The sequence below is a fragment of the Halorubrum sp. CBA1125 genome, from assembly GCF_009742825.1.
Classification (GTDB): Archaea; Halobacteriota; Halobacteria; order Halobacteriales; family Haloferacaceae; genus Halorubrum.
Genome location: NZ_WPCE01000001.1, coordinates 1 through 21,976, shown reverse-complemented (window position 1 = coordinate 21,976; position 21,976 = coordinate 1). Strand labels below are relative to the sequence as shown.

Sequence of the window (21,976 nt, the reverse complement as noted above, 5' to 3'; positions counted from 1 at the left end):
TTCGACAACTGACAAGATATCGTCGTTCGGGGGGAGCCGATCAATGTGGAGACCGATGAGATGAACGCCGTGTTTCCCTACAGGTACGGTTCGTTCGACACCCGGAATGACCGTGATATCGCGATCATCAGCCAGTTGACGGGCATCCTTTGCGCCCGTGACCGTATCGTGTCCGTTATTGCGATCGCTTCGAGACCACGTTGCTCAGCAGTATCAAGCACATTTTCGACGGTTGCCCAGCTGTCATGTGAATGTTCGGTGTGGACGTGGAGGTCCGCGATCATATTAATTAATCCTCGATTCGACACATCGGATCTTTCCGCTGTCGGAATCGCGTTCGATAATATCCGTATACTGAATTTGGATGTCGACGTTGTCGCCCACGCGCTGGTAGCCCGGATCGAAGCTCCGCTTCGTTCGACTTATTATACGAATCCGACACGACCAGCCGTACCTCCACGTGGTCAACTGTAGTCTGGACGAGTTTGAACATCTCAACACCTTCGATGTCGTACATCAGGGTGTAGAAGTTGACGGCGGGCAATAGTCGCCCATCGGGAGTCCGAAGGATGTCGTCTGTTCGTCCCTCAAACTGTTCGACGGTCAGCGGTAGCCCGCGGCCACAATCACAAGTGGTCGATCCTTTGTTGATGGTTGCCTTGTCGCCCATCTCGTACCTGATAAGCGACATCGCATAGTTCCAGAGGATCGTGCCAACGATTTGTCCGGTCCCGTCGTCACGGTCTACAATTTCGACGACCCCGTACTCCAAGTTCTCATGGTATTTGTATGACTCACTACACTGGTGAGGGTGTCAAGGTTAGATGATGGCATTGTGGAGAACTGCGAAGGCTTTGACCCAGCGGTCTACTGATTTCCAGGAGCTATTGTGGGGGAACCGGCTATAGAAGAGCCTGGTTCGGTACTTGAGAAGGCCGAACCAGGCTTCGACCAGAGACCGTTCCTCCCACGTTTCACGACGTGAGTCACAGAGATCGAGGTCATCGAGTGCCCAGTTGTACCACGGTCCACAATCTACGAGAACAACTGGTTCACCACGACACCGCTTGAGAACTTGTTTGACGAACAGCAAAGCGTCGAGGTCAGATCGGCCGGGAGAGACCTCGATGTGGATGACTTCGAACGTCTCCACATCGACTGCAGCCCAGACGTAGATCTCGGTCTCTTCGATCTTCAGCTTGGTCTCGTCGATAGCGACAGTCGAATGGTAGTCGGGATCTGGATCGAAGAGGTGCGCCAACCGATGATCTGTCTCGTGCGCGTTAAACGCCCGATTGATAAACGCTCGCTCTACCTGCTCTACGTCGGTTGATTCTTTGAACGTGAATGGTTCACCGGCGGAGCCGCTTGTGTGGTTAACTATCGCGTCATCAATATTTTGCGCCTGAAGCCGCTCGTAATTCTGTCGAATATCGTCCTTCGTCAATCTTGGTAATTTTGAGAGATCATCTACCGTCTGAATCTCAGATGGTGAAAGCCCTCGCTTGTCGAACAAATCCCGGTAGTACGGAACGTTTTGATAAGCGTGTTCAATGATCTCTTGTAATTGTTCTTCCTGATACCCCCGTAATCGGTCTTCTGACCAGGACTGACCGATCAAGGCCGAGGTTTGTCCCCAACGACAAACGCGTGGTATCGGGAGTTGGGGGTGACGAGCGTCACGAGGTAGTAGGCAGTTGCGATGGCTAACACAAGTGGTTTTGGCATATCCCCAAAGTAGCCGTATTTGGACGGCGTATTCTTGATATGCGTCACAATCGATTTGTAATAGAGGTTGGTGGCCTCCTTCTCAACCAATCCTGCGTTTCGCACCAGCTGGCGACATTCTCCCACTGTGAATTCACGGACGTGACCCACTCCGTGGACGTGCTCCTCTTCGATCATCTCCTGCGGGTTCTGTCCTAAGAGTAGCTCTATTCTGTTCTTCAGCGTGGCGAAGTTTGGTGTTCCGAGGATGAACCGCCCGCCAGCATCGAGAACACGCGCGAACTCGTCAATGAGCTTCTGAGCGGGCACTAACAAGTGTTCAAGGACGCCGTGGAAGATGACTAGGTCGAATTGTTCGTCCTCGAACGGAACGGTCCCCTCGTTGAGGTCGTGGACGACATGATCGACACCCTGATCTTCGGATCGTTCTTTCATCAGATCCGTGAAGTCTATCGTCGAGACACTACTTCCATCCAGCAAGTCATTTAGCAGGAACGTAAACGGCGTCGGTCCGACATCGAGGATTCTGAGGTCGCTACGCGAACTGGGAATGCGCTCGAAGATGTAACCAAACCGTTCGCGATGGTCTTCCATATAGAACTGCTCGTAGTCCTGATCTTCGCCCATCGAGCTCTTGTCGCGCTGGTCTTGTCTCTCCAATTGCCGAAGCATCGAGTCATAAGCAGACTCGAATTCCTGACTCGTTGTCATAACAAGCTGATGTGAACAGTCCGAAATAAAGTTTATCAAAGACAGATATCTGATAAGACGAAAGCGGTTACAATTGGTCTGTGACGACATTTCCTGAATCATCAACACGAATTCGGTATTCAGCGGACCCGTCGGGCGTCGTCACTCGAAGCCCATCGCCTGGCTGTTGGGTAACGACCTCTCCCTCGCGAAGCTCAAGCAATCCGTCGTCGTTGAGCTTGAAGTTGATTCTCCCCGCCGTCTGGTTGCGTAGTATCCAGCCACCGAAGCCATACCGCAATACGTGATCGTCGCTTTCGTTTGGCGAGGCGTATAAAAAGTCAACAAATGAAGCGTCGCCCGAATGCCTGATTCGGGACTCATTATCGCGGAAGGTGAGGGTGTCTCGGACACCGCGCTTTTCGATGGGGAGGTCTGCGGGTGTTCCGTAAAGAGGATTTGCCGCATCGACGATGTTGACGCTAATATCCCCTCCGACAGCGGTCTTCGTCTCGCTGAGATTCACGGTCTGATACGCGCTCGGGGTCGTCGTCTGGCCGGTCCAGTGGGAGGTTGCGCCAATGGCCCGCCACGACGAGCCCTGAAGACTCGTTGACGCGAGAAGTAGGTTCGACTCCTGTTCGAGCGTCGATGCGAGATAGTACCCCCGGCCAGAACCTTCGTCATACACCGTGTGTATCGAAAAAGACCCCGCTGCGATCCCAGTCCGCAGTTCTGGATTTAGGCTTTGGACCATCGTCTGCGTGACTGACGACCCGCCACCATCCTCAACACGGACAACGCCGAAGTCCTCATCCCCGGAAGTGCTGCTTTTGTCGTGGCCGAGGTAGTAGATACTGCCGTCGGTAGGGTCCGGAGCGATTGCGACATATTGGCCGAGGTGAGCGGCAAACTCATCCCACGTCGAGCCACCATCTGTCGAGCGGTAAAAATAATCGGGGCCGTCACCGCCCGTCACAATGATGTTGTCGTTCACTGGGTGGTACGCCGCTTTGTGAATGTGATCCGAAAACTCGGGGAAGTCTGTGGAGATTGTCGCAAAGGACGACCACGATTGACCATCGTCATTACTGGTTAAGATTTCTTGCGCCTTTCGCTCGACTGCGAGGATCTCGCCAGCATTATTTTCGTCCCAGCTCCAGACGTGCTGTTGCGTGAGGTTCTGAACCTCCACCCACGAAACCGCACCATCAGCAGATCGGTAGATAGAGCCGCCAGTACCAACGAGAAGCGAGCCGTTCTGTGTGACGTGAATGTCGTAGAGCCTGTCGCTGCCGCCTTTCGGAAGCGTGCTGGCAACCGATCACGAGTTGGGGTCCGCCGGTGTGTCAGTTTTGTAAATCTCGATGGGATCGGGATCGACGTGGAGCGCGTAGTATGTTCCCGACGAGTCGACTGCGGAGCCGCTATATACACGCCCGAGCGGGGCGGCAAGTGATTCATTTTCCGTAGTGCGTGAGACTTCTGTACTGAGCGATCCACAAGTCAGTCAACGAGGTGTGAGAAGAGTTCTATGACACCCTCCTTGTTAGTGTAGAAAACTGAAATCATTTCAACTATTTTACTTTTCAATAAATTGTATTTCATCCCCAGATTTAATATCCAACCAAATGAGTACCTGACATGAAAGTATTAGTTTGCCTTCCAGACCCCCGGTTAGGTGGGCCGCAAAAATCAGCTATGGACGTCGCTGAAGTTCTCTCTGATAAAGGGATAAAAACAGAATTCCTTGTTCCACAAGGACACGATAGATATCCAAATACATTAGAAAAAAAAGGTTTCGCTGTCCATCAGTTAGACATCGGTATGATATCCCCTCTTCGAAATATATCAAATAATATGAGATATGTCGCGTCGTTCCCTAAGAATGTTAAAAAAATCAAAAGTCTAATTCATAATGAATCTATTGACGTGGTAAACGCCCGAAGTACACTGAGTCTACAGAGTGTTGGCGCGGCAGTCTCCGGTGAAGTACCACTGGTCTGGCACTTCAATGATGCTACACTTCCAAGACCATTTGTAAACATCGTTTCCCGCGCAGCGAAACGTTACGCCGATGAGATCGTCGTTAGCGCTGAAAACGTAAAGGATCACTACTTCAGGAATATCGAACCAACTAAAATATATCCAACAGTCAATAAGAATAAATTTGATCCTGGACGAATAAAACCACTTAGTTTTGAATCGTCCATTCCTCTAGAAGGGGACAGCATAAAAATTGGACTTGTTGGGAATATAAGTCCCGTGAAAGGGTATGATACATTTATAGAAGCATTTGACCACATTGCTGATGAGTATCCCAACACGGTATCTTTGATAGTAGGTAAAAAGCTTTCAACTCGACTGAATTATTTACAGAATCTCCAAAAACAGATTTCAAGAAGAAAATTAGAGAATCAAATTTACTTTCTAGGCTGGAAAGAAAACATAGCAGGTTTTCTGTCGGCCATTGATATATTTGTACTGCCTTCCCACTCTGAAACGGGTCCAATGACCCTGATGGAGGCAATGATGATGAAAAAACCCATAGTAACTACAAATGTCGGTGTTGTACCTGAACAACTAGAAGATGGCGAACACGCTTGGATAGTTGATGCTGGCGACACTGCACAGCTTGCCGCCGGAATGCAGACCGCTTTGGAAAACCAAAATGAGTGGGAAAAAATAGGGAAAGCATCACGAGAACTAGCTCTGAACACGTTTACTGCTAATGCTGCTGCAGATCGATATGAATCAGTCTATCGATCTGCTATCTCGAATGAATGATAAAATATAGTTTAGTAGCGAGTCTCAGTACCTCACAAAGCCGGTTAGTTAGAACGTCTGCTTGCTGAAGATGTGTCCAAACACCAGAAGCAAGCAGACAGTGAAATCCACGAAGACCAGCTCCTTAACTTCCTCGTCAACCAACTTGACGAGGAAGTTTCTCTGAACCTCGCTAACAACGCTGAAATCGATACAGAGGACATCTACGAGGTCCTCGTCGGTGCTTGCGCCGACAGGACCTCGGTCTCTACACGTGTGGCTCCAGTGAAAATTCTCCGTCTGCGAACACGATCCTCTACCACCTCCGGACGAAGTTCGAGCCGAAACGGCTCGAACGAGTCGCTAACACACTTCTTCGAAGAGATATCGTTGAATTGCTTCCCGAGCAGGTGGAGATCTGTGTAGACCTCCACCTGCGGCCCTACTACGGTGACGAAGACGACACAGACGCCCTCTCACTCGGAAGCGAAGCGGGGAACCACCGCATTCCACGCCTACGCTACACTCTACGCGCGTGTGAAGAACAAACGCTACACGCTGGCGGTGTGCCGTCTCGAAGACGGCGACACCGCCAGCAACGTCCTCGCTGAGTTCCTTGGCGTTCTCGACGGCCTTGACACCGAGGTCAAGACCGTCTACCTCGATCGCGGATTCTACGACAGCAAGTGTCTCATGTTGCTTCAAGCTCACAACTACGCGTACGTTGTCCCGATCATCCGGTGGGGTGAGGCGATTCAGCAGGAACTCTCGGAAGGGTGGAGTCGCGTCATCCAACACGATTTGACAGGGAAACTCGACGGTCACAGCTGGACCGTCGAGTTTCCGGTCTATATCGACTGTACGTACCTAAACGGGAAGTATGACGAGAACGCCGTGGCGCGTCACGGCTACGCCGCTGACGCGCCGTTCATCGACTCACCACGAGACGCTCGATACCACTATGCGAAACGCTTCGGTATCGAAGCGAGCTATCGACTCTCCGAACAAAGTATCGCGACGACCTCGACACAAAATCCGGTCGTACGGCTGCTGTACGTCGTGGTAATCTTGCTGTTACAGAATATCTGGCGGTATTTATACTGGGAATACATGGTGACGCCCCGCCGTGGGGGGGGCGTCACCTCTGGCAGTGGTCGTTCAAGGAGTTCATCAACATGATTCGATGGGCAGCGTGGACGGCCCTCGCGACGCGTCGGGCCGTCCCCGCAAACTGACCACCAGACGACCGGTTTACCCGATAATCTCCGACCAAGCTAGCCTTCCCAGGAGTGGCGACGCTGTCGCGTCGGCGGCATCCGCCGTCGACAGCGACAGCTCTCCGTCTGTTCGTCGAAGATTCTCTCGTCGAGACCACCAGTACAACCGCTCCGTCACAGAACTCAGGCTTCAGAAACAGCTAGCCGAGGATGCTTTGTGAGCTACTGAATATTGGCTGTACGCTGCTGTCGATCCCGAGTCGAACGATCTGCTCCATACACAGCTTGAACCAACGACAAATAAGGCTCTCGCAGATCGGTTTTTCGCTGATCTTCGTGACAAACACGACATGGATGACGCGACTGTTCTCGTAGATGGATCAGCTTCACTTCAGAGAGCCTGTCGCAAACATGACCTCGATTTTAGATACGAACGACATGGAAATCGGAACAGCGTTGAACGCGTATTTCGTGGGATAAACGTCGAACTACCTATTTCTCAAATTGTTTCAGTAACGCCAAAGCAGAAACTGCTGACGAGTAGCTGAGATCGTTCGCTTTCGCAGGGAATCAGCTTATCTGAACACTACATACACAAGAGCGAACACGCTTACATAGCCTCGATCTGGCAATGACCATCAAGACTGATAAATCTCTTAACATGACTAATCAGACAGCGCCTCTTGAAGTATTGATCTAAACCTTTCTTTAGAATTCTCAAATGAATATCTAGAAATTATATATTCGCGGGCATGAAAACTGAGATTATCCCACATTTCCTTCTTAATGTATTGGTCAATCTCTCTTGCCATCTGGTTTGGTTCATTACTTGAAAGCAAAAACCCAGTCTCCTCGTGCTTGATAATGTCAGGAATACCACCAACCTGAGTCGCGATCGGTACTGTACCGCACGACATCGCTTCAAGCAGTGTTTTTGGAACACCTTCTGATTCAGAAGGTAACACAAGATACCGAGAGTTACCAAGAAGTTCTTTGACTTTCTTTCTATTAACCCACCCCAAGCGCTCAACGTTGTCATTTAGGTTATTTTCGGTGATAATATTTTCCACTTCTGAGCCGAGCGTACCATCACCGACAAATGCGACCTGAATATCAGAATGATTTTCTACAAGAATAGAGACAGCCTGAGCGAATTTTTTGACCCCTTTGACTCGCTCGAAACGACCGAGATAAATCAAGTCATATTCTCGTTTTGATTCAGAAATTTTACTATCGAAGTCACTGGTGTCAATGTAATTAAGATTAGCTACGGTGATACGATCGTCATTTATTTCCCTGAACTCAGATTTCATACTTTCAGAAAGAAAAACCACTTTACTTGCCAGTCCACAAGACACTTTTTCAAGAGCACCAATAGTTTCTGTCATAACTTTCGTTCCAATTGTCTGTTCGTGCTGTTCTATGTAGCTTGTTTTAACCGACCCGGTGACTATTACGATTGGATTAAGACCCAAAACTCGGGAGAACAGAATTGGTAACAAAAGAACGGTCCCTCCTAAGTGAAAGAATACAGCATCCATATCATTTCTACTTCTGATAAGTGCGAATGTAAGCCGTAACTGAAGATAGAAATGATAGACAAATTCATGAATGAGTGTGGGTCGGCCGTATCGTTTCATACTCTGGAGATATACTTGATCATCTTTAATCGCCGTACGTTCGGGACCGAAGATGGTTATTGATTCTGTCGTTTCACCAAAAATATTGATGAAGTTTTGTATAGCAGTGAACGCCGCATCCTTCTCAGTTAATTGTTCTGAGATAACTACAATGCCGATTCTAGGCTTCGGGTTCTTCCTCTTATTCATGGGCTAGTATATCTCAAGGGAGGTTCGCCTGTAAATCCTATGAGTCTATAATAGGTCGCGTTAAGTTACGCAGAAACGCAAGACGGCGAGAATACTCGCCAGGTTCAGGAAAGCTAATTTACACACTCAAGATGGGTAGTATCTCCGGGAGAAACAGAATCTACCTTCTCAGTTCCCGTTGATCCGCAGAACACGATCCGCTACAACATTCTAGAACACTTCAGCAAAATCGCATGACGGAAGCCATGTTGATACTAACTTAACGCGACCCGTGTGCTTTCGCAACCACGCGGCTGGGCATCTTCGAATCACCAATTCAATCATGCTCTACCGCACTCTTCACGCTAAGATTGACACCCTTCGAAGGCAGGGCGGTCTTTGTGTATATCTGTTTCTGCCTGGCCAGAGGCACTAATGCTCCTGGTTCCGCCAGTTTACGGAAGAGCGAGTTAAGTAGGTATTATCAATGAAGGTATTTTCTCACAGACAAGAATTCCTGATTTGTAAAATATGTTTTTTAATTATAGGAGGGAATTGGAGAGCAATTAGATACAGAACAGCAGGTATGTTTAGTGGATAATGGCGAAGGGATTTAATGAAATATTTCTGTGGGTCATCAGAAATCTGAGTCGGCAGAGAATACACACCGAGCTTATGTATATTTACCGCTAGGGTCCTTGAATTCATTTTTTTATTATGCTTCTTGAGAAATTTTTTCATACCTTGGTATAATCTTAGAGAGTCTGTACTGATTCGATCTTCGTGGTCTTGATGGATAGTGGCAAGAACAGTAGGAAGAACACCAATTCGATACTTTTCTGCGATTCGAACCCACAAATCGTGATCTTGTTTACTCCTCAGTTGTGGGTCAAAAAGTCCGACTCTATCTAAACATCGTCGTCGTATAAGAGGGGTTGCACTGGGAATAAAGTTTGAGTAGAGTAGACCGTCAAGAATATCGCCTTCAAAAGAGGGTTTTCGGGTTGTAGTCGAATGTGTTCGTATAAACTCTGCTCCTGAATACACCATTGCGTACGAGTCTGGTAGCGAGCGGAGTTTGTCCACTTGTCGATCCAGCTTTTGTGGTAGCCACTCATCGTCGTCGTCAAGCAAAGCAACATATGTTCCAGTTGAGTTTGTAATACCTGTGTTACGTGCTACAGGAGCACCTCTATTCTCAGTATGTTCAATAATCCTAATCGGAGAGTCAGTCTCAAAGTCGGGAAGAGTTCGATCAGGATCGTCGTCTACCACTATTATCTCAATATTATCGTATGTTTGTGTATCAACGCTCTCTATTGCGCGACGTAATGAGTCTAAGCGGCCATAGGTGGGAATTACTACGGAAACTTTCGGTATCATCTATCTATTCCGTAAATACACTCTGTTCATATATATTAAAATCTCTGTTGTCGTAAGTGTCGCGTTAAGTTAGAGGATGAGCCGCTCGATTTCAGAGTGTCTTTGGCCGAAGCCGAGCGCCTCAGCGAACGTATCGCTCGGAGTGACTTGTCGTTTGTGGAGCGAGATCGAACGCCGCGATGGGCGATTGGAATAGGGATCCGTTGTCTCTTGGTCGGTATATCACTGCGTGAGGTAAGTAAGTATCTCAAAACGTTTGGGATCGGTCGGGGTCATGTCGCTACCCACAACTGAATTCATAAAGCCGATCTCGACATTCTCCGACGATCAACTCGGTGTTGACGAAAAGATGATCCGCCTCCACGGTCAGAAGTTCTGGCTATACGGGGCGGTTGATCCACAGACGAACGAAATCATCTACGTAAGCCTCTATCCGACCACAAATAAACAGACGACACGATAGTTTTTCACCGAACTACACCGGCGCTATCAGCTCGATGATGTGGAAATCCTCGTTGATGACGCAGACTATCTCGAATCGGTTCTCGCTGAAGACGGCCATCGATTTCACGTCATTCAACATAGAAACCGGAATGCCATCGAAGGTGTATTTTGGGAAATAGGACGATGAACATCATCGTTTGCGAATAGTTTCAGCAATGTTGAGCAAGAGACAGCTCAAAATTGGCTTGAAGCCGTCGCCGTCTACCACAATTCACATCAAACTAAACGTGACCTTATCTTTTGGTGCGATTGATGACATATAACCTCCGGTTTTCGTAAGTTTGTCTAAGTACTGAATCAACGACTCTTTGTGATTTAGAATTCCTATTGCACGTCGGTATCACAACAGCAACATTTGGTTTGATTATTCAGGGTGATTCTCTTCAGTCATAGCGGTATATAATAAATTCCCCGTTCGTGTAGGCGCTGTTAATCGTATGATCGGATTGTAGGCGAGAAAAGTCATTCGGACGATATCGCCACCTATCGGGATAATCGGGATGTAGTCTCGGGTAAATCATCTTTCCCTTGCTTGTAATTGTTAAGTAACCTGACTTGTTTTTATCGGTTGCGTAATGCTCCCGTTTGTCATATCCAAAGTGGTCTACGGGCGCAGACCCACGTATTGTTGACTGGTCAGCTCTGAATTGCGAATAACGACGAATATCAAATCCCCACTCTCGGAAATTAGCCTCGTCTTCTGAGTGATCAATGAGCCATTCTCCTCCAACTACTTGCATCTCTGTCCTTTGAAAATTTGTGTCACCGTTCATTGGCGAATTATACACAGAGACAAATGAGATTGAAAATGAGGAAAGAATAAGCAGAATAAGAAATATAGATATTATTTTTTTACCTGTAATTCTGCTGTTTTTAATATTAATGGTGCCTAATGCGATTATAATTGTCGAAAACACCCCACTAACTACTGAGAAGCGTCTAAGGGTGGTTGACCAAGTGTTCAATGCCATCCCTGCTACTCGAGCCACTGCTGATAAAACATATACAATAAAAAAAGACCGGGAAATGTGGTCGCCTATATCTATCATACAAGTAGTAATAGATAACAACAATGGCTACCCCAAGTGCGCCTAGGGCAAATCTACCGTATGAAAAAATAAAAACGCGAACGAGATCGGACAACGCTGGACTGCTCTGAATGATAACTGACAGATACTGTCCAATAAGAGTCCCCTCAAGAAAATCCGGGAGCTGCGATGCGAATCCGGTTACACCGCTTGTCTCACCCTCTGACAGTCGACCTTGATCCGGGCGGGACGCGTATGGTGAGATGACGATTATTGTACTTGCTAGCTTATACCCTATCTCCTGAGAAAGCCAAGTGTACGCGGCGATACCGCTGCCCGCCAAGAGATATCTGATTCTTCGGGGCCCCCGTCTAATATAATCTTGAATATCTATCGATGTACTGCGAGAAACTATATAAATGAGTCCGACCAGTACAATCGAATAGATAAGCGTTAGAATATGAAAGAAAACTAAAGATATCAGTACAATGGCCAAAATTGATTTGTATGTATATCGTTCCGTCTGCCCAATCCGAAACGCGAGGTACAGGACGAGTATGATGTATGAGACTGATAAGGAAAACGGAGAGGTGTTCAGCGATCCCGGAAGAGCACTCATTAAGAATAACAGAAAAACGAATTGCTGTGTCTTGAAGTTGTAGTCCAGACCCTGTGCAATTAGATACGCAAACCCAGCGGACATCACAACAAAAGGAACTGCTATTAGGTATAGCATCTGGACTCCTGTACGGTCGGTAACTATACTTGTAATCGACACAAATATGTGTAGTGTAGGATAAATGAGACCCTCATATACGTGGTTTGTGTTGAGAATATGTTTGATTTGACCGGCGTGGAACATCGCATCCGAGGATAAAAAAAAGGTGATAGCCACGAATCACTGGTAGTGAGAGGAAAATCATTGATGACAGTAACGTAATCCCGAGACCCAACTTCCATAATCCACCGCGAGTCAGCAAATCTTGATTGATAATAAGCGCAAATCCAATCAGGAACGAAACGAATAAGAGTATAAAAAAGTATAGTGGGAAGCCATCATAGATAGTAATCTCATAACCGTTCGCGGCTGGCGTTAACAAGATAGTAATAGCGACGGCTATTAAAATCAGGGACTCAATTAGTATGAGGATCCGTTCTGGTGAGGAGTACGACACCACATTATAGTTACCGGGTGGTTTGACTTATTACTGACGCTGTCTATAGAGTAGATGGCTTGGAGCAAGTGGGATCAAATACAGAGCTAATAAGAGTGTTGTGTTGAATACCGATCGACGGAGTTGCCGAACTCGTCGATCAAGGCTACGACGTAGAGTACCACATTGTCGGACGCTCTTGTGTAGCAAATTGTTGATGGGCTTGCTCCACGTTCGCTCTACCCGACGAGAACGAACACGATCAGCTCGATGTTTCTCTCAGAACTCCGTGATAAATATCAGACTGACGACGCGGTCTTTCTCGTCGACAATGCGTATGGTTACACGCAGCCTGTCATCGTCAGGGGCTTCGATTCCAACACGTCACACATGAGAATCGGAATGCCGTCGAACGTGTCTTTCGTGAGGTAGAACACAGATTTGTCAGTTTTAAACTTGTTTAGCAACGCTGAATCAGAAACTGCTGACAAGTGGCTCAGACCGTTCGCTTTTGCATGGAATCAGCTTATCTGAACATGACGGATCACTCCTCCTCGATTCCTCTTAATTCACGATACATCTCGTAATCGACCTGATCGATCCCAAGAAAATAGATAATAGCGACGAAACCGAGCGTTCCGCTGATGCCTCCAAACATAATCAGCAGTATTTCTGGAATGCCGTATCCGAGTAACGCCGTCCGTATCGGACGCATCAATACGACCACGATTACGCCAGCAAGGACTGGTTTCAAATATCGCCGTGTGTACGGGTTGTATCGCTCCAAAATCCAAAGTTCAAGAATTCGAAATAAATTGACCAAGGAGAGCGTGAGAGCGGACGCCACAGCTGCCCCCACGAACCCGTATCTGGTGATCAAGATGTAATTCGCGATCACGTTTGAAACCCCGAGGAACCAGCGATTGAACAGCACAACGTACTGGTGTTTACTCATCATGAGCATGTATCCGCTCGGTCCGACCGCGCTGCGGATTATCTGACCCGCGACAAATAATGACAGTACGACGGAACCACGAGTGAACTCGGACCCGAAAAGCGCTAACACCTCGAGTCGAAACGTGTACAGCAGTACTGCGGGCAACAAACACAGCGTAAAACTCCACCTCGTGACGGTCTTAAACACCTTCTGGAGTTCTTCGCGCTCGTCTCGAGAGTGTAGTTTCGACGCGATCGGAGGAAACAATTGATTCAACCCCGACAGGGCTAGCCCAGTTACAGTCGCAAGTCCTATCGCCACCCCGTAGATTCCGACTTCCACTTCACCGAGAAAGTAGCCGATCATCAATCGATCAACGTTGGTGTATAGAAGCGATCCCGCGGCAGTGAGCGTCAATGGGATGGAGAAATTGTAGTACTCGTATAATTCTTCTCGACCGATGTCGAAGTTCACGTGGATGTCGATCCGTTTGATGAGCAAACTGAGAGAGATCGCCACCGCGAGGAGACCAGCGAACGCGACCGCAGCGCTTGCCCCGACGATCGTCGCTCCGAGCATGAGCGCTATCGCGACCGACACGACGTTCAATACCGGAACGAGGACATCTCTGATGAAGATCTGGTTTCTTGCGTCTTCGAAAGCCCGGAACGTGTTGGATATTGCCTGTATACTCACCTGGAGGGGGAGAAATAGCGCAAGGATTCGGAGGACATCGGTAAAGAGTGGATTCTCGAGTGTTAGTTCGTTTATCTGGCCAGCAAAGCTGAACAGCAGTACGGAAACGACGATCGCCCCGATGATCGACGTGCTGAACGCAATCGTGATATATCCTCCCTGTGTAGTCTTTTTGTCTTCGAACTCCGGGACGAACCGCATGATCGACTCCGTCACCCCAAGTCGAGCGAACACTCCGACGACCGACAGGATCGTCTGAGCATACGAGTACACACCGTACGATGCGGCACCCAGAGTACGGGTCAGAAGGATCTGTAACAGAAAGTTCGATACGTTCGAGGCCACCTTTCCGACAAAAAATAGTACTGCTCCACCGGATACAACGCCGAGTGTGGAGCGTTCTTCGCTCATTTATGACCCGCCATCATCGCATGTATCCTAAAGCTTCTAAACGATCCTCTATCTCCTCGTCTGGATCGTTGAGACCAGATTTGACCCCCGAATCATTCAATCTAGAAAAAATCTCATCTACTCTCGAAGGGTATTCTCGCGCGACGGTGTGGTACTCTTGGGCGGAGTCAATCGTCACCGTCGCACCGTCTTCTCTATGTGTTGAATACTTAATAACTACCGTGCCGTCGGTCTCATACACAGCTCTCCAAGGACCGAGGTAATCATCCTTGTTCACCGTTTTTGGAAGTGTGATACCCGGTTCTGGAACGCGATATGTTGAGGAGAGTACTCGTCCAGATTCGGGAACGAAAGATAAAGAGTCATTGCCGGCTATCGATTTACGTACTACTGCGGGGAACTCGGTTAAGGAGGCGGGCGAATCGATCCGCTCGCTATCTGTTTGTCCCGGATGTTTCACCACTAATGGTACGTGTGTTTGTACTTCGTGAATCCCCCAACTGTGATCACACAGTCGAACCCGTGGTGAAACTTGGCTGAACTCCCCGAAGGCTTCGCCGTGATCGCTTGTGACAATAATAAGGGTGTCGTCGTATTGATCGTTTCTCTTCAGGCTATCTAATAATGTTCTAATCGCTGCGTCGGCCTGTCTAATACATTCGTCGTATAGACACTCCAACGCAGAGAGCGCCCACCATCTCCCCTCACATAAAATCTGCCGAGACATCGGAGGTTCAAAATATTCTGTAAGCGATCGAAGTTGTTCGTCATCATAGAGTCTAAACTCTGGTTGTGCGACGTACGGATAATGGGCGTCCATCAGATTGATACACGCCGCCCACGGCCCTTCCTGATCTTCTTGCCAGTCAAGAAATTCGGATATATATATTTCGGCTTGTTCAGCCTCTGGATCTTGCGAAGTTAGCTCTTCGAATTTATATTTGAACCCGTTGATTAGAGACTGGATTGGTTTCTGATGTTTGAGAGCCCTCTTAATGAATCTTGATGTTGAAATCTTATCCTCGAAATCCAGGTGCGTGAGTCCCGACTCTGGGTGAGTGAAGCGTTTCGGACCGACGGTATACTGGAAGTGCTCCGCCAAGTTTGACGCCTCAGTAATGACGACATTCGGCGAAAAGAGTCCAGTAGAATATCCATAATCCTGTACTAATTGCGGCCAAATACTGCTATTTTCATCTAAATTAGATTCATGCTCAAACAGTTTGTGTTCTTCCACATGATAGCCAGAAAAGATGCTCGCATGGCTTGCGATGCTATGAATCCCCGGTGCCCGCGCTTGTGTGTATTTCGTCGCGTTTTCTGAGAAGGAATTCAAATTTGGAGTTGTTTCGATAGGATAGTTGTGGAGGCTGGTATTCTTCGCTCTGACACTATCTAGAACAACGAGGAGAATATTTGGCTGCTCTCTTTTCATATACGCTAAACTCACTCTATGGGCAGTATGAAACTGTTGGTTATCATCTACTTCTCTAATCTGTGTCGGAACTGAATATTATACGAGATTATGTATATCTGTCACGCTCCTCCGATGGGCCACGTGGCCGGCTCGTACGTACTCAGTCCCCCGCTTCAGCCGTCTCACCCGCTTCGAACTCCCCCTCCAACCGCGCCTCGGCCTCCTCGCGATCCTCCGGATACCCGACGTCGACGCGCCACCCGTCGAGTGGAATCGCGTCGATCGTCCGCCCCGATTGAATCAAGAGGTCGATCGCGTCACTGATCTCGTACTCCCCACGCCCAGACGGCTGGACGAGGTGACACGCGTGGAAGATCGCTGGCGTGAACGTGTAGAATCCGGTCATCACCAGGTTGCTCGGCGGGTCGTCGGGCTTCTCGACCACGTCGGTGATCTCGCCGTACTGATTCGTGTCACACACGCCGTACCGCGACGCCTCGTCCCACGGCACTTCCTCGACGAGGAACGCGGCGTCCGCGCGGTCCTCGCGCTGGCGCCGCACCACGTCCTGGATGTTCGCCTCGAAGACGTTGTCCCCGAGGATCAGCATGAAGTCGTCGTCGATGTGCTCCTCGACGGTCAACAGCGCGTGGGCTAGTCCATTACTGTTCGCGCTGATGCGCGTAGGTGATCGGCACGCCCTCGTACGCGTCGCCGTAGTGGTCGATGATCACCTCCTTCAGGTAGCCGACGACGACGACGAGCTCGTCGGCGCCCAACCCGATCAGCTGGTCGAAACAGTGCGTGAGCAGAGGTTCGTCCGCGACCTCCACCATCCCCTTGGGCTTGTCCTCGGTGAGGGGACGGAGTCGCGTTCCTTCGCCGGCCGCGAGTACGACAGCCTTCATGTCATTAGCGGATACGGTACACCATCAAAGTTCTTTTCACCACAGTGAAATTCCTTGACTGGATCAGACTCCAGATCCACGCTCGCCAATTCTCTACCACCCTCGCTTCTGCGTTCGACCACTAATTTCGCCGTCTCGGTTCCCACGGTTATCTCCTCGCACACCTCCTAGATAGGATTCTTCGATGGCTTTTTGATGTGATGCACTTACCCACATCTTGAGTAACCATGACGATCCTCCTCACGGGCGCCGACGGCTACGTCGGCTGGCCCACAGCTTTACGAATCGCCTCCAGAACCGACGACCGCGTCCTCCTCGTCGACAACTTCGCGCGCCGCGAGTGGGTCGACGAGATCGGCTCCGTCTCGGCCACCCCGGTCGCCCCCATCCAGACCCGCCTCGCCGCCGCCGAGGACGTCCACGGCCTCACCAACCTCTCGTTCGTCGAGGGCGACCTCACGGACAAGGACTTCGTCGACGAGCTCCTCGCGGTCCACGAGCCCGACACGGTCGTCCACACCGCGGCCCAGCCCTCCGCGCCCTATTCCCAGATCAACGGCGAGCGCGCCAACTACACCCAGCACAACAACCTCCAGGCGACCCGCAACCTCCTGTGGGGGCTCGAGGAGCACGACCTGGCCGACACCCACTTCGTCGAGACCACCACGACGGGCGTCTACGGCGCCCCCGAGTTCCCCATCCCCGAGGGCGGCGCCACCATGGAGAACCGGGGCGAACGCGACGAGGTGCCCTTCCCCGCGATGGCGGGCTCGTGGTACCACCTCACCAAGAGCCACGACGCGGCCAACATGCGACTCGCCCACCAGCAGTTCGACATCCCGGTCAGCGACGTCCGGACGGCCATCGTCTACGGCACCCAGACCGAAGAGACGCGCGCCGACGACCGGCTGAACACGCGGTTCGACTTCGACTACTACTTCGGCACCGTCGCGCACCGCTTCGCCGCGCAGGCCGTCGCGGGCTACCCCGTCACCGTCTACGGCAAGGGCGAACAGCGCAAACCCTTCGTCAGCCTCGAAGACGCCGTCGAGGGGCTCGCCCGGCTCGCGCTCGCCGACCCCGACGACCGGCCCGCCGACCACGCGGTCTACAACCAGGTCACGCGCGCGATCAGCATCGTCGAGATCGCGAACACCATCGCCGACGTCGGCACCGACCACGGCCTCGACGTCGCCGTCGAACACTTCGAGAACCCGCGCGACGAGGACGAGACCCACAAGATGGAGATCGAGAACGACCGCTACATGGACCTCATCGGCGACCAGGCGCAAGACTTCGAGGCAGGCATCCAGGACGTCTTCGCGACGCTCACCGACCGCGCCGACGTCATCGCGGCCCACGAGGACCGCTTCCTGCCCGGCGTCCTCGAAGACCGCCTCGAGGACTGACCGCGCCGGTTACGAATTCTCGGCGATCCACTCGCAAAACGCGTCGAAGTCCGCCGCGCCGGCGCTGTCCGCGATGGCGCGGAGTGTCCCGATACTCACCGAGTCGTGGAGCGGGACCGAAACGACGCGCGGCGCCGAATCGTGGTCGGCCGGCGGCTCCCACCGGAGTATCAGGTGGTCGCCGGTCGTGCGGACGTGTTGAACCCCCCCCACGTTGACGAGCACGCGATAGATCTCTTCGCCGGAGAAATCCCGCCTCGTCATTCGAGCACGTCGGGGAGGTCGTCGCGCTGCTGGCGGGCCGCGTCGGGTTCGACGCCGAGGTCGCGAAGCTCCTCGTCGGTCGGCGGGTGGCCGCCGTCCCCGTGGGCCGCGGCGACGACGTCGTCGAGGGCGTCGAGGGCGGCTTCGCGGGTGGCACCCTGTGCCGACAGCTCGTGATCCAGGTCGCGGGCGGTCCACTGGTCGTCGGGGTTCTGGATCAAGCGAATGTCCCGGCGCCGACCGTCGTCCCGGTTGGCCTTCGTCGCCATTGCCGTGACGTACGCCCCAATCACGCATAAACCTGTTCGAGCGACGCCCACGCCTCGGCGCGCAACCGGATCGACCATCCGAAAGTGGTATCGAATGCTTTACCTCCCGAGTCACCCCTTGACCCCAATATGCGCATCCTCGTGACGGGCGGCTGCGGCTACATCGGGAGCGCGCTCCTCCCGCGGCTGCTGGACGACGACCGCGTCGAACGCGTCACCGTCCTCGACAGCCTCGCCGCCGGCACCCCGCGCAACCTCATGGGAATCGGCCTCGGCACGACCGACCGGCTCGACTTCCACCGCGGGGACGTCCGCGAGTACGGCGACGTCGAGAACGCGATGCGGAACGTCGACACCGTGGTCCACCTCGCCGCGATCACCGGCGCGGACAGCACGCACGAGCGCCGCGAGGAGACCTTCGACGTCAACTACGACGGCACCGAGAACGTCGTCCGGGCGGCCGGCAAGCTCGGCGTCGACAACGTCGTGTTCGCGTCCTCGTGTAACCTCTACGGACGGGCCTCGAGCACCGACATCGACGAGACCGTCGAGCCCGACCCGCTGAATCCGTACGCGGAAGCCAAACTCGAGGCCGAGACCCGCGTCCGCGAGGCCCAGGCCGAGCACGGATTCGACGCGACCGCGCTCCGGATGAGCACGAACTACGGCTACGCGCCGGGCGTCCGGTTCAACCTCGTGGTGAACTACTTCGTGTTCCGCGCGCTCACCGACCGCCCGCTCACCGTCTACGGCGACGGCAGCAACTGGCGGCCGTTCATCCACGTCACGGACGCCGCCCGCGCGTACAAACACGCCGCCCTCGACCCCGGCGCCTGGCCACGGGACGTCTACAACGTGGGCGCGACCGACCAGAACTACCGGATCGAAACCATCGCCGAGATCGTCAAAGACGAGCTCAACCACGGCCTCGAGATCACGTACCTGCGGGACGAACACCCCGGCCCGTCCTACCACGTGAACTTCGACCGCCTCGACGAGACCGGATACGCCCCGGAACGCACGCTCCGCGAGGGCGTCCGTACCCTCGCCGAGAGCTTCACGCGCAGCGACCAGCTCACCAGCCACCCCACGACCTAACGCCATGTCCGAATCCGAGTCACCCACACCCACTGACGCGTCGCCACAGATCGCTATTACCGGTGCGGCCGGCTACATCGGGAGTCGCGTCGTCAAACGCCTCACCGATCGGCATCCCGACTGGCGGTACGTCGCGCTCGACAACTTCTACCTGGGCGACGTTCGCCAGATCGGTGACGTCACCGTCGACCACGTCGACGTCCGGAATCGCAGCGAACTCGAGGCCGCCCTCGACGGCGCCGACGTCGTCCTGCATCTCGCCGCCATCAGTGGCGTCGACGACTGCCAACAGAACCAGGACCTCGCGTACGACGTCAACGTCACGGGGACGAACAACGTGGCGTGGTTCTGTCGGAAGACCGGCGCCGGCCTCGTGTTCCCGTTCAGCATGGCGGTGCTCGGTGACCCCGAGTCGTTCCCGATCGCCGTCGACGACCCCCGCGACCCGTTCAACTGGTACGGCCGAACGAAACTCATCGGTGAACGGTCGATCGAGGCGTTCGCCGCGGACGCGTTCCCCGCCCACCTCTTCCTCAAATCGAACCTCTACGGCGAACACGCAATCGACGGCCAGCGCGTCTCGAAGGGGACGGTCATCAACTTCTTCGTGAATCGCGCGCTGAGCGGCGAGCCGCTCACGGTCTACGAGCCGGGCACGCAATCACGCAACTACGTTCACGTCGACGACGTCGCCCGCGCGTACGTCCACAGCACCGAACACCTCCTCGACCGGCTCGACGCCGGCGAGACGGGCGTCGAGAAGTTCGAGATCGCCTCCGACGAGGACCCGAGTGTCCAGGCTGTCGCCGAACGCGTCCAGGCGATCGCCGCCGAGGAACGCGGCGAGCACGTCGCCGTCGAACTCGTCGAGAACCCCCGCGGCGAGGACGAAACGCTCGTGGAGGACTTCACCGTCGACACCACGAAGGCCCGCACCGAGCTGGGTTGGGAGCCCACCCACTCCGTTGAGAGCTCAATTCGTCGACTCCTCGGCGACACGGCTACCGACGGGGAGTGAAACGAAAGCCGAACTGGAGGCGAGCGCAGTGCAGCTACGCACCCAGTTCGGTCGCTAGATCTCGTCCGGGGGAGCGTATTCCTGGGTACTCTCGTACGTCCAGGTTAACTCGAAGTACCGTTCAAGGCCGGCCACGAACGAGCCGTTTTCGGTGACGGCGGCTTGTCGCTTATGCAGGGGAATGTCTTTTTCTTCGACGAGCACGATCGCGGCACCCCGGTCGTAGTCCATGCTCGGGTCGATGATCGTGCCCCGCCACGGGAGGGGGTTCTCGCTGAATCGCGTCTCGATACCGGGATACGATTCGTGGACGTGTTCGACGATCTCCCGCTGGATCGACCGATTCTCTGCCGTGAGGTGCGTCGGGTGTAAGAACAGAATCCGGAGGGTGCGGTCGTCGGTGAGGACGGATTCGAGTGTTGGTTCGACGGCGTCGAGGTATTCGAAGCTCTTGGTGACGATGTCGATGTGCTCGTCAGCCTCGCGGTACAGCCGACGGGTTTCTTCTTCGCTTGGATCGCCGACGTCAACGACGTAGAACAGCTCTTCAGTGGGGGTAACCTCTTCGCTGGCGGAGTCGTAGAGCGGCTGGAACGTCTCGATGAAATCCTCGCGGAGGGCTTGGAGGGTGTGCTGATACGTCTCAAATTCTTGGCGTCGGGCCTCGATTGCGCGATCGAGAATCTCGGCGGGCGGCTTGGATTGATACATCTTTGGGCGGCCTGGGATCACCTTGACAAAGCCGTTGTCGGCCAGGGACTCGAGGACACCGTAGATTCGTGCTTTGGGGATTCCCGTCGCTTCCGAGAGATCTGGCGCGGAGGTTCGTCCGATAAGGAGTAGCTCCTCCAGTGCTCGTTCCTCGTACTCCGTCAAGTCGAGTTCGGCGAGTAGATTACTCGGATCCTCGGTCATTACCGGATCATCACCGTACGTGAAATTAAACCTCCGTCTCTGTGGGACTGTGTGTGCCCGACTCGTTGTGACGGCAATAAGTTAATATAGGAGGGTGTCAATTGGTTACTCATACAATGAGTAACGAGTCGGGTCGAGAGCAAGACCATCTTCACGACATCGAAGACGGCGCCGGCTGTACAGAAATTTGGGAAAAACTCAGCGAGCAACGCACACAAAACGCCAGCGATTGACATCCTCCCCGCGCTGAACGCGCGAGGCTTTCGCCTCGAATTTTCCGTAATCGCACTTCAGGCACTCGAATACGTCCTGTCCGTCCGAAGTCGGGCGGTTGTTCTCGTGGGTGAACCCGCACT

General features: G+C 52.6%; 19 protein-coding genes and 4 pseudogenes. 8 read left to right on the top strand and 15 right to left on the bottom strand.

Annotated features, from left to right (window positions below; all coding sequences use genetic code 11):
• Positions 1-77: 77 nt before the first annotated feature.
• The 5 genes from GJ633_RS18385 to GJ633_RS00105 all read right to left on the bottom strand — a co-directional run bounded on the left by GJ633_RS18385 (position 78) and on the right by GJ633_RS00105 (position 3,646).
• Positions 78-284, bottom strand: coding sequence for a PHP domain-containing protein (locus GJ633_RS18385; RefSeq protein WP_197431155.1), 207 nt, complete (start codon positions 282-284; stop codon positions 78-80).
• A gap of 5 nt (positions 285-289) precedes the next feature.
• A complete protein-coding gene (locus GJ633_RS00120) occupies positions 290-772 on the bottom strand; it encodes a hypothetical protein (RefSeq protein WP_156586149.1) in 483 nt (160 codons plus the stop codon).
• A 48-nt stretch (positions 773-820) separates the two neighbouring features.
• A complete protein-coding gene (locus GJ633_RS00115) occupies positions 821-1,516 on the bottom strand; it encodes a DDE-type integrase/transposase/recombinase (RefSeq protein WP_197431154.1) in 696 nt (231 codons plus the stop codon).
• Between the two features lie 101 nt (positions 1,517-1,617).
• Entirely contained in the window at positions 1,618-2,439 is an 822-nt protein-coding gene (locus GJ633_RS00110; protein ID WP_197431153.1) for a bifunctional 2-polyprenyl-6-hydroxyphenol methylase/3-demethylubiquinol 3-O-methyltransferase UbiG, read from the bottom strand.
• A gap of 67 nt (positions 2,440-2,506) precedes the next feature.
• Positions 2,507-3,646: a hypothetical protein gene (locus tag GJ633_RS00105; protein WP_321168839.1), complete on the bottom strand. Its 1,140-nt coding sequence runs from the start codon at positions 3,644-3,646 to the stop codon at positions 2,507-2,509.
• 416 nt (positions 3,647-4,062) lie between these two features.
• Between GJ633_RS00105 and GJ633_RS00100 the strand changes: the two genes are divergently transcribed.
• The 3 genes and pseudogenes from GJ633_RS00100 to GJ633_RS00090 all read left to right on the top strand — a co-directional run.
• A complete protein-coding gene (locus tag GJ633_RS00100) occupies positions 4,063-5,205 on the top strand; it encodes a glycosyltransferase family 4 protein (protein ID WP_156586140.1) in 1,143 nt (380 codons plus the stop codon).
• A 72-nt stretch (positions 5,206-5,277) separates the two neighbouring features.
• Positions 5,278-6,419, top strand: a pseudogene (locus GJ633_RS00095) (ISH3 family transposase).
• Between the two features lie 209 nt (positions 6,420-6,628).
• Positions 6,629-6,945: pseudogene (locus GJ633_RS00090) on the top strand (IS6 family transposase); the annotation flags it as partial.
• A 121-nt stretch (positions 6,946-7,066) separates the two neighbouring features.
• Here GJ633_RS00090 and GJ633_RS00085 read toward each other — a convergent pair.
• The 3 genes from GJ633_RS00085 to GJ633_RS18380 all read right to left on the bottom strand — a co-directional run bounded on the left by GJ633_RS00085 (position 7,067) and on the right by GJ633_RS18380 (position 10,440).
• Positions 7,067-8,230 (bottom strand): glycosyltransferase family 4 protein, encoded by a 1,164-nt coding sequence (locus tag GJ633_RS00085; protein ID WP_156586138.1) that lies wholly within the window; start codon positions 8,228-8,230, stop codon positions 7,067-7,069.
• Between the two features lie 480 nt (positions 8,231-8,710).
• A complete protein-coding gene (locus GJ633_RS00080) occupies positions 8,711-9,592 on the bottom strand; it encodes a glycosyltransferase (protein WP_156586136.1) in 882 nt (293 codons plus the stop codon).
• A 737-nt stretch (positions 9,593-10,329) separates the two neighbouring features.
• Entirely contained in the window at positions 10,330-10,440 is a 111-nt protein-coding gene (locus GJ633_RS18380; protein ID WP_394351107.1) for a glycosyltransferase family A protein, read from the bottom strand.
• Between the two features lie 415 nt (positions 10,441-10,855).
• On the opposite strand from GJ633_RS18380, the gene GJ633_RS00065 reads away from it, so the two are divergent.
• Both GJ633_RS00065 and GJ633_RS00060 read left to right on the top strand, forming a co-directional pair.
• Positions 10,856-11,191: a hypothetical protein gene (locus GJ633_RS00065; protein WP_156586132.1), complete on the top strand. Its 336-nt coding sequence runs from the start codon at positions 10,856-10,858 to the stop codon at positions 11,189-11,191.
• A 1,324-nt stretch (positions 11,192-12,515) separates the two neighbouring features.
• Positions 12,516-12,812, top strand: a pseudogene (locus tag GJ633_RS00060) (IS6 family transposase); the annotation flags it as partial.
• A gap of 10 nt (positions 12,813-12,822) precedes the next feature.
• On the opposite strand, the gene GJ633_RS00055 reads toward GJ633_RS00060, so the two are convergent.
• The 4 genes and pseudogenes from GJ633_RS00055 to GJ633_RS00040 form a co-directional block, all read right to left on the bottom strand.
• Positions 12,823-14,322 carry a flippase gene (locus GJ633_RS00055; protein WP_156586128.1) on the bottom strand — a complete coding sequence of 500 codons (1,500 nt, stop codon included), beginning with the start codon at positions 14,320-14,322 and terminating at the stop codon, positions 12,823-12,825.
• A 13-nt stretch (positions 14,323-14,335) separates the two neighbouring features.
• Positions 14,336-15,757, bottom strand: coding sequence for a sulfatase-like hydrolase/transferase (locus tag GJ633_RS00050; RefSeq protein WP_156586124.1), 1,422 nt, complete (start codon positions 15,755-15,757; stop codon positions 14,336-14,338).
• Positions 15,758-15,899: 142 nt separating this feature from the next.
• Positions 15,900-16,647 (bottom strand): annotated as a pseudogene (gene aglF, locus GJ633_RS00045) (UTP--glucose-1-phosphate uridylyltransferase AglF).
• Entirely contained in the window at positions 16,644-16,793 is a 150-nt protein-coding gene (locus GJ633_RS00040) for a hypothetical protein (RefSeq protein ID WP_156586122.1), read from the bottom strand. Before GJ633_RS00040 ends, aglF begins: the two are co-directional and overlap by 4 nt.
• 81 nt (positions 16,794-16,874) lie before the next feature.
• Between GJ633_RS00040 and GJ633_RS00035 the strand changes: the two genes are divergently transcribed.
• The gene (locus GJ633_RS00035; RefSeq protein ID WP_156586119.1) at positions 16,875-18,056 is read left to right on the top strand and encodes an NAD-dependent epimerase/dehydratase family protein; all 1,182 of its coding nucleotides are present in this window, start codon (positions 16,875-16,877) and stop codon (positions 18,054-18,056) included.
• Between the two features lie 9 nt (positions 18,057-18,065).
• On the opposite strand, the gene GJ633_RS00030 is transcribed toward GJ633_RS00035, so the two are convergent.
• Positions 18,066-18,320: a type II toxin-antitoxin system HicA family toxin gene (locus GJ633_RS00030; RefSeq protein ID WP_156586116.1), complete on the bottom strand. Its 255-nt coding sequence runs from the start codon at positions 18,318-18,320 to the stop codon at positions 18,066-18,068.
• A complete protein-coding gene (locus GJ633_RS00025) occupies positions 18,317-18,589 on the bottom strand; it encodes a type II toxin-antitoxin system HicB family antitoxin (protein WP_156586114.1) in 273 nt (90 codons plus the stop codon). Before GJ633_RS00025 ends, GJ633_RS00030 begins: the two co-directional genes overlap by 4 nt.
• Before the next feature lie 129 nt (positions 18,590-18,718).
• On the opposite strand from GJ633_RS00025, the gene GJ633_RS00020 reads away from it, so the two are divergent.
• Together GJ633_RS00020 and GJ633_RS00015 are read left to right on the top strand one after the other, a co-directional pair.
• Positions 18,719-19,687: an NAD(P)-dependent oxidoreductase gene (locus GJ633_RS00020; RefSeq protein ID WP_156586111.1), complete on the top strand. Its 969-nt coding sequence runs from the start codon at positions 18,719-18,721 to the stop codon at positions 19,685-19,687.
• A 4-nt stretch (positions 19,688-19,691) separates the two neighbouring features.
• The gene (locus GJ633_RS00015; protein WP_156586109.1) at positions 19,692-20,705 is read left to right on the top strand and encodes an NAD(P)-dependent oxidoreductase; all 1,014 of its coding nucleotides are present in this window, start codon (positions 19,692-19,694) and stop codon (positions 20,703-20,705) included.
• A gap of 54 nt (positions 20,706-20,759) precedes the next feature.
• Here GJ633_RS00015 and GJ633_RS00010 read toward each other — a convergent pair whose 3' ends face one another.
• Positions 20,760-21,620 carry a TrmB family transcriptional regulator gene (locus tag GJ633_RS00010; RefSeq protein ID WP_156586106.1) on the bottom strand — a complete coding sequence of 287 codons (861 nt, stop codon included), beginning with the start codon at positions 21,618-21,620 and terminating at the stop codon, positions 20,760-20,762.
• Between the last annotated feature and the right edge of the window lie 356 nt (positions 21,621-21,976).

Coding starts and splice junctions, on each gene's coding strand:
- GJ633_RS00100 (WP_156586140.1), top strand. CDS start 4,063: ATGAAAGTATTAGTTTGCCTTCCAGACCCCCGGTTAGGTGGGCCGCAA.
- GJ633_RS00035 (WP_156586119.1), top strand. CDS start 16,875: ATGACGATCCTCCTCACGGGCGCCGACGGCTACGTCGGCTGGCCCACA.
- GJ633_RS00030 (WP_156586116.1), bottom strand. CDS start 18,320: ATGACGAGGCGGGATTTCTCCGGCGAAGAGATCTATCGCGTGCTCGTC.
- GJ633_RS00015 (WP_156586109.1), top strand. CDS start 19,692: ATGTCCGAATCCGAGTCACCCACACCCACTGACGCGTCGCCACAGATC.
- GJ633_RS00110 (WP_197431153.1), bottom strand. CDS start 2,439: ATGACAACGAGTCAGGAATTCGAGTCTGCTTATGACTCGATGCTTCGG.
- GJ633_RS00010 (WP_156586106.1), bottom strand. CDS start 21,620: ATGACCGAGGATCCGAGTAATCTACTCGCCGAACTCGACTTGACGGAG.
- GJ633_RS00025 (WP_156586114.1), bottom strand. CDS start 18,589: ATGGCGACGAAGGCCAACCGGGACGACGGTCGGCGCCGGGACATTCGC.
- GJ633_RS00085 (WP_156586138.1), bottom strand. CDS start 8,230: ATGAATAAGAGGAAGAACCCGAAGCCTAGAATCGGCATTGTAGTTATC.
- GJ633_RS18385 (WP_197431155.1), bottom strand. CDS start 284: ATGATCGCGGACCTCCACGTCCACACCGAACATTCACATGACAGCTGG.
- GJ633_RS00020 (WP_156586111.1), top strand. CDS start 18,719: ATGCGCATCCTCGTGACGGGCGGCTGCGGCTACATCGGGAGCGCGCTC.
- GJ633_RS00080 (WP_156586136.1), bottom strand. CDS start 9,592: ATGATACCGAAAGTTTCCGTAGTAATTCCCACCTATGGCCGCTTAGAC.
- GJ633_RS00055 (WP_156586128.1), bottom strand. CDS start 14,322: ATGAGCGAAGAACGCTCCACACTCGGCGTTGTATCCGGTGGAGCAGTA.
- GJ633_RS00050 (WP_156586124.1), bottom strand. CDS start 15,757: ATGAAAAGAGAGCAGCCAAATATTCTCCTCGTTGTTCTAGATAGTGTC.